The following is a 12,765-nucleotide window of genomic DNA, read 5'->3' on the forward strand; positions in this document are numbered from 1 at the left end:
CTTCGCATACAGCGCGGGACTTATAGCTCCCCGAACCCCTCAATAGTTAAAACAAGTGGCTCAGGCGATCGCTCAGGCCATCCAACGAGGGACGCATCTGGTAGCCCGCTATGGAGGGAAAGAGCTTGGCATCATTCTACTCTGCACCAATCTGGCGGGAGCAATGCAGGTGGTAGAGGTGATTCGGGCACACATTCAAGAACTGCAATACCCTCATGCGGCATTAGAGATTAATCCATTTCTGACGGCGAGTTTGGGGGTTGCCAGTATTCTGCCCCACGCATTCTGCCAGTCATCCCCCCCTCCCTAATCCCTGATTCCTGCTCCCCTACCTGCGAGGAACTGGCTGCACCAACACAGTCACATTACTCGTCGGATTGCCCCTGGTAATCACCAGGTTGAGCGTTGTGCTAATCCACCGCAGTTGGCCGTTCACCAAAATTCGAGCGGAAACGGCATAGCTGTGGCTGGGTTTGATCTGGCTGGGATCGTATCTGAGAGTGAAGGGAATCGGCACCTGCTTGCCATCGCTAGGGATAGTTTGCTCATCCAGGACGATCGCTGGTGCATCGGCTCGGCTCACATCCTGCAAACTCACCTTGACAACCGCATTGGGCGGCAGGGCAATCCGGGGACGATAGGTAACATTCCCCGTTACGGTAGCCAGATTCATTGGCTTAGGTGTTGGCTGCGTAGTAGGTTTGGTCGTCGGGGATATGGCAAAGACAAACCGGGTCACTTTTTCCTGGTAAGGCTTTTGATCGGGAAACACAATTGTAAAGGTTTGATTGTCGATCGCGTAGCCAATCTTGCGATCGGATTGACCAACAAACCGGATGCCATCAGGGCGACTTTGTTTCTCAGCCGGAATGCGTTCCCGTCCTAAGCCGTCGGCATCGGTCACCACCATCTGTAAATTGGCCTCACCCCGACAAATATTGACAAAATGAAATTGAGTTTCGTAGTAGGCTTCTTGCGGGAAGCGGCCACACCCCTGAGTTTCAAAGTTAATCGTCAGGGGTTGAGGGGGTTGCATCTCTTCCTGGGCCACAGCCGCCGTTAAAGGCAGAAGTCCAGTCAACAGAGTCAAAGCAGAAGCAATTAACGATCGCATACAGTCTCCTCACACACAGATTTAGATTCATCTTTCTCCAGCATGACTGAGTTTGGTAGAGGCGATCGGCCTGTTACTAATCCTGCAACAAAAAATCAGAGAGCGATGGACAAGGTAAGTGGCGATCGCTGCAAAACTTTGGGCGTATCCTAATAATCCTAATCTCATGAACGCAGACGTCATAAACAATTTGGGTGCGATCGTTAGCACCTGTTGATAGCTGCTTACTACTCTGCCCCTAAAAATTCTAGGTAGTTGTTGCTGAGTTCCTTAACGGCTAATTCATACAATTGTTGGCCATGCTCAGGAGTGGCTAAGGTGGGATTGGAACCCATGCGGCCATCGGGGTAGCGACGACGAAAATCAGCCGCGCCATAAATCCGGTGGTCTTTTGACACCTCTGGACTGAGAGGAGCGTGTTTAATGGACTCTGGATAGACGTATTGGGTCAACGCCACTTCGCTGGGGGTGGCATGGGAGCCTTCCTGGTCGCCGTACAGTTCCTTTGCCCGCTTGTAGACAGAGCCACACATATACCAGTTGGCCACCTGGCAGCGCACCTGATCCGCCTGGGGCAGATTGAGGTCAGCCAGCACCGCATAGCTTTCAGAAAAGGCCGCTTTCAGGGTCGCGACATTGCCGCCATGTCCATTAATGAAGAAGAATCGGGTAAAGCCAGCCTTACTGAGACTGATTAAATAGTCCCGAATTACCAGAATCAAGGTGCTGGGCCGCAAGCTGATGCTGCCAGGAAAAGCCGTATGGTGAAGAGCCATCCCAACGTTAATACAGGGAGCGACTAGGGCTTGCGTCGATTCTCCCACCCCACGGGCGATCGCCTCGGCACAAATGGCATCCGTGCCAATCAGTCCCGTTGGTCCATGTTGTTCCGTGGAGCCGATCGGCAAAATAATTCCCTGAGAGCGTGTCAAATAGGCTTCTACTTCCGGCCAGGTACTTAATTGAAGCAACATTCCCGATTCCTCATGTCACTTTAATAATCTACCGGCTGTAGGATGTGTGAGGCGCTAGCCGTAACGCATCGTAGGGATTTTATTTGCGCGCAAGTCCCTTAGCAGTAACCTCAATGTACTGAAGTCATCTTGGGTTACTGCTTGTCAATGTTGAATTTCCTGCCTCCCAGGTAGTTCAAGGGGTTTGAGGGCGAATCATCACAGTTGATTGCGGGCTTTCAATTGCAGGTAGCGATCGACCAGTTCCTCACTAATTTGATTGGCCGGAGCATCCAGAATCAGCACGCCTTTTTGCTTCAAGGTGGCGAGGGCCAGTTGCCGTTGAGAAAGGAGATCTAAGGCAATCGCACGGGCGTAGGTGTCGGGAATGTCCATGGTAGGAGTGGTGGCTTTCAGGTCGATGCGGGGATCGCGCAGGGTAACGCAGAAGGGCAGGTGACGAGGGGTAAGGCGACCCATTGCAGCCAGCAGTTCAGCCGAGGCGATCGCATCAATCACATCCGTAATCAAAACCACCAGAGCGCGGCGAGTTTGGCGGGTGGCAACTGTAGTGACGGCTCCCAGATAATCTGGTTCCAGGAGCGCGGGTTGGATGGGAGTGAGTTGATCGATGATTTTGGCCAGTTGGGTTTGACCCCGTTCAGGAGGAATCCAGGTGTGTAACTGGCGATCGAACACACCCACCCCAACGCGATCGCCCCGATGCAGGCCAGCCAGGGTCAACGATAGCAGGGCATTCAATCCCCAATCGAAGCGAGTTAGGCCATTGACTTGAGCGGTCATCAGTTGGCCCCGATCCAGGAGGACAATCAGGGTTTGTTCCTGTTCCGGTTCCAGTACCCGTACCAGCATCCGTCCCCGCCGAGCAGTAGCCTTCCAGTCAATAAAGCGGGGATCGTCTCCGGTAGCATATTCCCGCAGTTCAGCAAATTCGGTGCCCATGCCCTGCCGTCGTGCTCGTCGAATGTTCCCGGTAGTTTGTAAGGAAAGTCGAATCGAGAGCGATCGCAGCCCAATCAGATCAGGATAGACGGCCACGGTTTGCCGTTGGGGAATTGTCCACTGGTGCCAGGCTAAGCCCCACGATCCCAACTGGCGGATGTGAATGTTGCCCCAATCGTACTCGCCTCGCTGACTGGGAAAGGCCGTATAGGTGAGTGTTTCACTGGCATTAGCAGCCAGAGAGAGGGAGAAGAATGGCTCAGAAATCTGGAAGGTTTGGGGGTAGTCATCCCGGATTTGCAATTGGGCAACCCGATCGCCAGACTGCACCCTTAACCGAATGGGATTCTCGCGCCCAATAGACAACCGCTCCAACGGCTCTCGCTGCACTTCAGCACGGTAAGGTCTGACTCGCAGCCCATCCAGCACTGTTAATCCCAGGAGCACCGCATCAAAGGCTAGGGTAAGCAGGATTGAGGCACCCAGACTCAGCGCTGGCAGGATGCTGGCACCTAAGGTAGCTATTCCAGTACCCGCGATCGTTCCCAGAATCAGCAACCAGTAAACTCAACGGGCAGGAATCATAACCCAGCATTCTTAGGAGACAGCTTTACGATGCTCAACCTCAACGACCATGTGAACGTTGCCACGTGGGTTGAAGTCGCCTTTTACTTTAATTTCTAAAGGATCGCAGGCCGCAATCAAATCATCCAGAATTTGATTTACCGCCTCTTCATGGGAAATGTAGCGATCGCGGTAGCTATTGATATAGAGCTTTAACGCTTTTAACTCTACAACCCTTTGATCAGGGACATAGGTGACATAAATGGTGGCAAAGTCGGGATATCCCGAAAACGGACATTTGCAGGTAAACTCCGGCAAACTGATATGAATATCGTAACGCCGACCAACTCTAGGGTTGGGGAAGGTAATCAATTGTCCTTCTGCAATGATCCGTTCACCATATTTTGCTTCTGTGGATGGCGTGGAGGATTCCAGATCTGCTGCTAAATCATCATTCGGTTGCTGCACAAAAGGTTGACTCATGAACTAATTGCTTTTAAGACCGCCGCTCTATTGTAAAAGATGAGCTAAAGATGAGCTATAGCGATCGACGAAAAGAACACCCCTATCCCCTGCACCAGAAGCTGGCACTTATCCCAAACCCTACACCCCCCTTCGTAGCAATTCTCAACAAATAAAACGTGCATTTTGTAAGATTGGGTCTATTCTGGTGGGCGTATTTTTCTTGTACAAGCTGACACTGTATGACTTCTAACGCTAACCCCAGGTCAGAAACTCCATCCGCTAAAGCAACTCCTCCTGCAAGAGGAGCGGCTCAAGCTCCTGCAGTTCCTCTTTCCTTGTATCGGGAAGTTGCCAATGAGTTGCAAACCGCCAAGAGTGACCTCCATTCCCTGAAAACCGAAAATCAGCAGTTGATTCAACAAAACCAGCAATTGCGTTTGGAGATTGAGCGGGTCGTTCAATCAACCTTGCATCTGCGTCAACTCGCGGACTCTTATCGTTCAGGGCAGGGAACGCTGGAGACTTTTTCTTCCCATCTGGAAGCCCTTGATTTCAATGCTCCAGCGATCGCCCCGGCCCACGATAGTCTCGATTCAACGGCAGCAAAACAAGCCTCTGCGTCTGAAGCAACTCATCTAATATCTGCCACTTCAGCCAATGAAATTCCCAATGCTCCAGCCAGCCCTGCCCCAACCCGTGTACTTACGGGCCAGGAAAGTCAACCTCACCCGATCGCGGCGGTAGAAAGCTCGGGAGAAATCAGTACCTGGTGGCTGGTGCTGGTGGTCTGTTTGATTGTAGTCTCAGCCTTTGGGACGGGTTTCCTGATCGTTCGGCCCTTACTCCCCTCACGCTAATGGGCCAGAAGGCTAGACGAGGCCACGATCGCAGCTTAGCAGAATGTATTTTTGTTACAAATCCCCATCGTTTACGGTGTTAGAAAATGTCATGCTAATAGTATTAGTGACAGGCTAGACGGGTCACACTTAGAAACTACTTAAAAGCTAAGGAGTGAAGGAGTTGAAGAAAGTAGAGGCTATTATCCGTCCATTTAAACTGGACGAAGTCAAGATTGCCCTGGTTAATGCCGGAATTGTCGGTATGACTGTTTCTGAAGTCCGGGGCTTCGGTCGACAAAAGGGACAAACCGAGCGCTATCGCGGGTCAGAATATACGGTTGAGTTTTTACAGAAGCTCAAAGTTGAGATTGTCGTTGAAGACAGTCAAGTCGATATGGTAGTCGATAAGATTATTGTGGCGGCTCGAACGGGTGAAATTGGAGACGGTAAAATCTTTATTACTCCCGTGAGTGATATTGTCCGAATCCGGACTGGTGAGAAAAACCAAGAAGCCATTTAATCCCGTTTATTCTTCTTTATCTGAATTGAGTTCACTGTTTCAACCTCTTGATTGAGTCCTGGCTCTTCCACATTCTGGCAGAGCCTTTTTTACTGGTAATCAGTAGGTCGCTCATGAACAGCAATTTTCAGATGAGTTCGCTACAGCCCTGGAATTGGGGAATGGGGGGTAGGGTGTGGTGAATGCCAGTGAAGTAACTCACCATCTCCAAGATTCCAGGTTTTCTGGCTTACATCCATTCTTCAGCCTGTTGCCGTTCGGCGTTTTGTAGTTGTTGTTTGAGGGCAAGCCAGTCTACTAGATGGGAAGTCTGATCTTGCAAGAGCCGTCCTTGCTCTAGGTATAAGAGGCGATCGCTAAATTGTTCTACCAGATCGAGTTGATGATTGATCATCAGAATGGTGGTGCCGTGATTGGCTGATAGATCATTGAGCGCACCCAGGAGTTGTTGACTGCGACCAGCATCCAGAGCCGAGGTGGGTTCATCAAGCAGCAGTACTTTGGGATGCGTAAGGGCAGCACGAGCGATCGCTACAATCTGACGCTGACCAACGGACAGTTGTTGTTCCGTACGGTTTAACCAGTCAGAGGGAATATGCAATCGCTCGATCCATTCCCCCATACGAGCTTGAATTGCTTTCTTATCCAATCCCCGTAACTGCAGTGGATAGGCCAAGGCATCCTGAACCATCATTCCCAGCAACTTTGATTCCTGTAAGACCAACACCACTTGCTGACGAAGCTGAAGTACCGGAATTTTGGAGTAAGGTTGCTCTTCAAAGTACAACGTTCCAGATGTTGGTTCATTCAGCCGGTTAATCAGTCTCAATAAGCTAGTTTTTCCTGACCCTGATGGCCCTATGATCGCAATGCGATCGCCTGTAAAAACCTGTAACGAAACATCCTGCAACAAAAAATAGTAAGGATGGACACTTGCCAGGTCTTTCGGGCTAACCTTTGCCGAACGAAACAGATTGGGGGCTAAACTAACCTGCTTTAGTTGAAGTTGAGGGATGGAAGCGGAAACCGTCATGATGTAGCAAGTTTTTTCGCGTGAGATAAAGGACGATCGACATCGGTAGGGGTGGTCACTGCCTATTACTGGAAACTGCTGATGGACATAGCCGCGATCGGCATTGGAACAAGGTGGAAAGCCGTCCAGATGATCCAACTATCCACCAGCAACAGCAGCAGGGTAAACCCTAATAGGATTAGATACATCCAGGGTTGGGATAAAGGTCGTACATCCCTTGTATCAATACCTGTTTTGGCTTCTACCAGGCGCACCAGACGGGCAAACCCCGCAACTCGCATGGGCAACAAAAATGCTTCTCCCGAGCGACTCAGGAAGTAATACACCAATCCTCCCTGGCCCGTTGAACGCGGCTTTAATGCCTTTACCTCAGACCAGGGCAACGACCATCCTCTGCGAAAAATTTGAGTCATCCACGCAGGATAAATTACTTGAATTCCCGCTTCATCCAACACCACCCGTTCGCTTAATGCCCCATACAGCACGATCGCACCCAGGCCAATCCCGACCCACAAAATCAGTGGTGGTACTGTTGGCCCAGCCAGTTGCGGTAAAAAGGGCAGTGGCACCGTGAGAGCAACATACAGACTCAGTAAGGTAACGCGAATCAAGGGAGAAATTCTGAAGATGGCTGGCTCAACCAGAGTTTCTGATGCGGTCGTAACATCCGGCTGCATTTGAGAACTGAACTCGACCAAGGGAAATGCTCCTCTAACCCTACACCCTACACCCTACACCCTATTCCCCCTTCAAGGCAGGTACTTTCGCACAACCTGCCAGCCGGTCACTGAAACCGCAAGGAATCCCAGCAGCAATACGGCATTGGTTCCCGCATGTAGCCGTCTGGCCCAGGGACGAGCGGGCTGAATTTGCATCGCACTCCAGGCCGACAGGAATACCAGAGCGACAACGGCTAATCCGGCATATAGATGAATCGAGTGGCCCAGGCTACCGTAATGTCCCAATGTACCGATAATGCCGATCGTCAGCAAGATCAGAACCAAGATCGCCAGGGTTGCACCGACACAATAATGGAAAGGCCGCAACCAATCAGGTCGGGGTTGGTGCGATCGCCGTCGCCACCACATCCAGCCACCGGATACAGCCAGGATCAAAAAGGCCAGCCAGGATAAGCCCATTGACCAGGCCGCAATCTGCCATAGCCAGAGAAAAGAAGGTAGATTCATACGGAACACATGATCGCGAGATCTGTTATGGAGTCGAACAAGTGCAGTTTATCGGGGGCGATCGTTAACCAGAGATTGTCTCCCACCTGCACCCGATGATCTGGTTCAATCCTGGCTTGCAGGAAGATGGGTTGACGGGTACCTGTATCCAGTAAGCGGACGGAAAGATAGGTTTCACTGCCCAATGCCTCCACCAGTTCTACCTGGACGTGTAGGTTTTTAGGAGCGGGAACCCCAACACTGAGATGTTCTGGCCGAATCCCCAGCGTCAGAGTACGGCCATCGTACCGACTTAAGGCAGATTCCCAGGCCGGAGGCAGGGTTAACCGGAAGGGATCATGGGTAATCAGCAGCGGCGCTTTGAACTGCACGGGGAGAAAGTTCATCGGCGGGGAGCCAATGAATTCGGCGACAAAGCGGTTTGCCGGACGGTTATAGAGTTCTAGAGGAGAGGCAATTTGCTGAATTTGCCCTGCATTCATCACGGCAATGCGATCGCCCATAGTCATGGCTTCCGTCTGATCGTGGGTGACGTAAATGGTGGTGGTTTCCAGACGACGTTGCAGTTTCACAATCTGCGATCGAGTTTCTGCCCGCAACTTGGCATCTAGGTTCGACAGTGGCTCATCCATTAAGAACACTTGCGGATCACGAGCCATTGCTCGTCCCAGCGCTACCCGCTGTTTTTGTCCACCAGAGAGTTGTTTAGGTAGCCGATTCAGCAACGGTTCAATTTGCAAAATCTGGGCAATGTTTCGCACCCGTTGATCAATTCTCTGCTCCCGCTCCGATTGATATTGCAACCCTTTTGGCAGTTTGCGACTCGTTTCAATCAACAGGTTTTCGGCCCAGAGGGGAAGAGAGTTTTGAGTTTTGAATTGAACACCCCCATCTCCCTCATCTCCTCTACTCCCCACTCCCCACTCCCTGCTCCCTCCTGCTGTCCGTCGTAGCCCAAAGGCCAGGTTGTCATACACTGTCATGTGAGGATACAGGGCGTAATTCTGGAACACCATAGCAATGTCGCGGGCTTTGGGGGGGAGTTCGTTGATCCGGCGATCGCCGACATAAATATTGCCGCCGGTAATCTCTTCTAACCCTGCAATTAACCGCAGGAGCGTGCTTTTGCCGCAGCCGGATGGTCCCACCAACACCATGAATTCCCCATCCTGAATCGTCAGGTTGATGTTGCGTAAAACAGCAGTCGGATGGGGAGCGCTCTCTGTTCCCGGTTCCCGGCTTCCTGTACCTTTCTGAAAGCTTTTATAGATATTCTCAAGAACGACCTGTGCCACGGTGACTGCCTGGAGTTGATCAATGCATCAACTGACTAGCTTACTCCAGACTCCCTGGAATGGTCGAGTTGGAGTGAGAAAGGAGTGATTAACTGCGGTCTTGAATCAGGCGATCGACAATTCCTACCAGGCCTGAAAGCTGCTTTCCTGCGGTTCCGCTGCCTCTGCCTGTTGTTTAGCCGCTTCTGCCGTTTCCTGAATTAAACCAAGTCCAGCTAGAGAATGGTCGTTTTCCGATCAGAGAAACTACGGTTCTGGACTTGGACAAAGTTTTAATCTGGTTGGCTGACAAAACTCTCTCGCCCTCACCCCCAACCCCTCTCCCAGAGCGGGAGAAGAGGAGATCCGATTCCAGTTCCCTCTCCTGACTTGGGAGAGGGCTAGGGTGAGGGTGGTTCGGGCGACAACGCAAAAGATTTATCAGTCGATCAGGGTTTAAATATTTAATTTCGGCAATGCCTTCTGTTAAGAATCCCACCTGTATAGTCAGATGGCTAATTTGCTGGCTCAGAAGTTCCGGGCAAAATTTGCTGTAGGGCAGATACAGCGACAATCTTTTCATCCCGTTCCAGTTTCACAATGCGATCGCCCGTGCTGTCTCGTCCCCCCATCGGTATTGCTGTTAGATCAGGACGGAAAATCCGATTCTGAGTACTGAGAAAGATCACCTCTAGATCAGGGCGCAGTCCCAGTAAGCCGACCAGAGCATCGGTTTTGCTGGCAAATTGAATACCTTGAGCACCCAACTCGCCTGAGTGAGACTGGCGCAAGGTGGCCACGGGAGTTCGCTTAGCATAGCCTTTTTCAGTCACCATCAGCAGCACACTACCCAGGGATGCGGTCACACAACCAATCAGTTTTTCCCGTTTCCCTAACCGCATTATCAACTGTCCCTGGGAGGTGCGGCTTTGAATCGGTAATTGGTCATCGTTAATTTCAACCCGCAGCAGCCGTCCACCAGAGGTTGCCACGATCAGTTGCTCATCTGGCTCCGTCAGGCTGATGGACACGATCTGGTCGTCATCTTTTAACTTCAGTGCGGTTAATCCCCGTCCGGTTAAGCCTTTGAAATCTTCGATGGGCAGGCGTTTGACTCGTCCCTGTTGAGTCAGAATCAGCAAGTTTTTATCCTGGGGTTGATCCGGCAGCATGAAATGTCCAATAATTCCGGTCGGATCGCTTTGCGCGGCTGGAGGCAGAAGAGTGACCAGAGGTGTTCCCTTAGATCGTCCAGAAGTCTGAGGAATGTCTCCAACCCTTACGGAATAGGCTTTGCCACTGCGAGTCAGGACAATCATTTCTTTGGCAGTACTGGTGATCTGAGTTTGCAGCACCAGATCATCGCCTTCGGTCAACGTGATTGGGCCGTCTCCATTGCGATTGCGACTTTGCCGCTGAAAGGATTTCACAGAGATCCGGCGCACATAGCCCCTCTGGGTCAGTTCCAGCACGGTTTCTTCGTCCTCAATTTCCTCCTCAAAAAAGCTGGCCTGGGTATTGGATTCTTCGGTCTGCTGCTTTTTAGCCCAGCCTTCTTCCGGGAGGGCTGGGGATGGATCAGGGTTGGGAGTAATGCGGGTGCGCCGATCGTCGGCATACTTTTTCTTGAGCGATCGCAGATCCTTTTTCAGCGACTTCAGCAGTTCCCGGCGATCGCCCAGCAACCGTTCCAGATCGGCCATGCGATCAGTCAATTCATCAAATTCATTTTGCAGATTTTCCTGTTCAATCCCCGTCAGGCGACGCATGGGCATAGCAAGAATGGCATCCGATTGGCGATCGCTGAGGTCAAATTCGGCCTGAAACTCGGCTTTGGCGGTACTGCCATCGGGAGCATTCCGCAGGATATCAATAATATCGTCTAGATTTTCCAGGGCAATCAGTAAGCCTTCGACAATGTGACGGCGATTCTCAGCCTGATTCAGTTCATGCTGGTAGCGACGGGTGAGGGTTTCTTCGCGAAAATCCAGAAACCGCTGCATCAGCTCCCGGAGGGGCATCTGGCGCGGTTGACCGTTATCCAGGGCCAGCATGATCACCCCAAAGTTAGTCTGTAATGCGGTTTGTTTGTACAGCAGATTGAGCAACTTATGGGGATTGGCTTCTCGCTTGAGTTCAATGACCACACGGATGCCATCCCGATCGCTCTCATCCCGAATATCGGAAATACCATCCAGCTTTCCCTGGGTTACCAGTTCGGCCACTTTTTCAATCCAGCCTGCTTTGTTCACCTGGAAGGGCAGTTCGGTAACCACGATCGCCGTGCGTCGATGCTTCCCCCGACCGACCTGAATTTCTTCAATTTGGGCAATCCCTCGCACGGGAATACTACCCCGACCTGTGGTGTAAGCATCCCAGATGCCACGAGTATCAACAATTTCGCCGCCTGTGGGAAAGTCGGGGCCAGGAATCAACTCCAGCAACTTTTCGTCAGACAGATTGGGGTGATCAATCAGCGCCAGCAGGCCATCGACCACTTCCCCCAGATTGTGGGGAGGGATATTGGTGGCCATCCCGACGGCAATCCCAGAACTGCCATTAAGCAGCAAAATAGGCAACTGGGAAGGCAAAACAGTCGGTTCCTGCTGCGAGTTGTCAAAGTTGCCGATGAAATCGACGGTGGCTTCCCCAATTTCACTCAACAAAGCTTCATTCCCAATGGCAGCCAACCGCGTCTCGGTATAGCGCATGGCGGCTGGAGGATCATCATCCACAGAACCGAAATTGCCGTGTCCGGCCAGCAGGGGGTAACGACTGGAAAAGTCCTGCACCATACGCACCAGGGCATCATAAACCGCCTGATCACCGTGGGGGTGGTATTTACCAAGGACATCCCCAACCACACGGGCACACTTCCGGTAGGGGCGATCGGGCGTCAAGCCTAACTCATGCATCGCATACAAAATCCGCCGATGTACTGGCTTCAGGCCATCTCGGACATCGGGCAGAGCACGCCCTACGATCACGCTCATGGCATATTCAAGGTAGGACTGCTGCATTTCGGTGTGCAGTGCCGTAGTGATTACTTGTCCCCCAGAGAGTACATTTAACTGTTTAGCCATGAGCCTTCTTACCTGCTGAGTTCCTCAGAGCGCAATTCGATCGAAAACGGACGACTTCTACCATACTGGCAATTTCCACCTACTGTCGCATCTTCACCGCTGTCATTATGGGCATTTCATCGCCATAACACCACTTTTGCACTGATTTATCTGTAGGGTTAAATTAGGACTACACCACGTTGATTGCAGGAATGGTTTATGAAGACAGTATTGATTGTGGAAGATGATCTGATTAATGCACGGGTATTTTCCAAGATATTGACAAAACGGGGTGGGTTGGCGGTTCAACATACAGAAAATGTGGATGAAGTGATGCAGATTGCTCAGGAACGGGGAGCGGACATTATTTTGATGGATGTTTCCCTCTCCCGCAGTATGTACCAGGGCAAGTCTGTGGATGGCATTAAGATCACGCAGATCTTGAAAAGTGACCCGAACACCGCTGATTTGCCCATTATTTTGGTCACGGCCCACGCTATGGAAGGCGATCGCGAGAACTTCCTGAAGCAGAGCGGCGCAGATGGCTACATCTCCAAACCCGTGGTGGATCACCAAGCTTTTGTAGACTATGTGTTGAATTTACTACCAAAGACGGAAGACTAACTGAATTCGCTTCGCAGTGAAGCCAGAACGGCTACCTACAGCGACTTGTCTAGAGTTATTTTATCGTACATAAGTACTACTTAGATTAGTTTTATTATTTTCCATAATTGCACATGAAGCTCACACCATCTGCTGACGCGAGGTGGTGGTGTCAGTGCTAATCTGAG

General features: G+C 51.2%; 13 protein-coding genes and 1 pseudogene. 4 read left to right on the top strand and 10 right to left on the bottom strand.

Features of this window, described 5'->3' with window-relative positions; all coding sequences use genetic code 11:
* Positions 1-55 precede the first annotated feature (55 nt).
* Complete coding sequence (locus tag ACUVQO_RS19685) at positions 56-310, top strand: diguanylate cyclase domain-containing protein (RefSeq protein WP_445927533.1); 255 nt, start codon at positions 56-58, stop codon at positions 308-310.
* 18 nt (positions 311-328) lie between these two features.
* Here ACUVQO_RS19685 and ACUVQO_RS19690 read toward each other — a convergent pair whose 3' ends face one another.
* The 4 genes from ACUVQO_RS19690 to queF form a co-directional block, all read right to left on the bottom strand.
* Positions 329-1,114 (bottom strand): YbaY family lipoprotein, encoded by a 786-nt coding sequence (locus ACUVQO_RS19690; RefSeq protein ID WP_445927534.1) that lies wholly within the window; start codon positions 1,112-1,114, stop codon positions 329-331.
* A gap of 227 nt (positions 1,115-1,341) precedes the next feature.
* Entirely contained in the window at positions 1,342-2,088 is a 747-nt protein-coding gene (locus ACUVQO_RS19695; protein ID WP_445927535.1) for a creatininase family protein, read from the bottom strand.
* A 198-nt stretch (positions 2,089-2,286) separates the two neighbouring features.
* Positions 2,287-3,588, bottom strand: coding sequence for a DUF58 domain-containing protein (locus ACUVQO_RS19700; protein ID WP_445927536.1), 1,302 nt, complete (start codon positions 3,586-3,588; stop codon positions 2,287-2,289).
* Between the two features lie 39 nt (positions 3,589-3,627).
* Positions 3,628-4,077, bottom strand: a complete 450-nt coding sequence (queF, locus tag ACUVQO_RS19705) for a preQ(1) synthase (protein WP_445927537.1) — start codon at positions 4,075-4,077, stop codon at positions 3,628-3,630.
* A gap of 221 nt (positions 4,078-4,298) precedes the next feature.
* Here queF and ACUVQO_RS19710 point away from each other — a divergent pair, with 221 nt between their 5' ends.
* Positions 4,299-4,916, top strand: coding sequence for a hypothetical protein (locus tag ACUVQO_RS19710; protein ID WP_445927538.1), 618 nt, complete (start codon positions 4,299-4,301; stop codon positions 4,914-4,916).
* 154 nt (positions 4,917-5,070) lie between these two features.
* Positions 5,071-5,418 carry a P-II family nitrogen regulator gene (locus ACUVQO_RS19715; protein ID WP_428359738.1) on the top strand — a complete coding sequence of 116 codons (348 nt, stop codon included), beginning with the start codon at positions 5,071-5,073 and terminating at the stop codon, positions 5,416-5,418.
* A gap of 229 nt (positions 5,419-5,647) precedes the next feature.
* On the opposite strand, the gene ACUVQO_RS19720 is transcribed toward ACUVQO_RS19715, so the two are convergent.
* The 6 genes and pseudogenes from ACUVQO_RS19720 to gyrA all read right to left on the bottom strand — a co-directional run bounded on the left by ACUVQO_RS19720 (position 5,648) and on the right by gyrA (position 11,995).
* On the bottom strand, positions 5,648-6,589 hold the full coding sequence (locus ACUVQO_RS19720; RefSeq protein WP_445927539.1) for an ABC transporter ATP-binding protein: 942 nt from the start codon (positions 6,587-6,589) through the stop codon (positions 5,648-5,650).
* Complete coding sequence (locus ACUVQO_RS19725) at positions 6,517-7,149, bottom strand: hypothetical protein (RefSeq protein WP_445927540.1); 633 nt, start codon at positions 7,147-7,149, stop codon at positions 6,517-6,519. Before ACUVQO_RS19725 ends, ACUVQO_RS19720 begins: the two co-directional genes overlap by 73 nt.
* 51 nt (positions 7,150-7,200) lie before the next feature.
* On the bottom strand, positions 7,201-7,638 hold the full coding sequence (locus ACUVQO_RS19730; protein ID WP_445927541.1) for a DUF4079 domain-containing protein: 438 nt from the start codon (positions 7,636-7,638) through the stop codon (positions 7,201-7,203).
* Positions 7,635-8,297, bottom strand: a complete 663-nt coding sequence (locus ACUVQO_RS19735) for an ABC transporter ATP-binding protein (protein ID WP_445927544.1) — start codon at positions 8,295-8,297, stop codon at positions 7,635-7,637. Before ACUVQO_RS19735 ends, ACUVQO_RS19730 begins: the two co-directional genes overlap by 4 nt.
* 18 nt (positions 8,298-8,315) lie before the next feature.
* Positions 8,316-8,804, bottom strand: a pseudogene (locus tag ACUVQO_RS19740) (ABC transporter ATP-binding protein); the annotation flags it as partial.
* 623 nt (positions 8,805-9,427) lie between these two features.
* Positions 9,428-11,995 (bottom strand): DNA topoisomerase (ATP-hydrolyzing) subunit A, encoded by a 2,568-nt coding sequence (gene gyrA / locus ACUVQO_RS19745; protein WP_445927542.1) that lies wholly within the window; start codon positions 11,993-11,995, stop codon positions 9,428-9,430.
* A gap of 198 nt (positions 11,996-12,193) precedes the next feature.
* Between gyrA and ACUVQO_RS19750 the strand changes: the two genes are divergently transcribed.
* Entirely contained in the window at positions 12,194-12,598 is a 405-nt protein-coding gene (locus tag ACUVQO_RS19750; RefSeq protein WP_445927543.1) for a response regulator, read from the top strand.
* The last annotated feature ends 167 nt before the right edge of the window (positions 12,599-12,765 follow it).

The organism is Leptodesmis sp. (genome assembly GCF_052746595.1).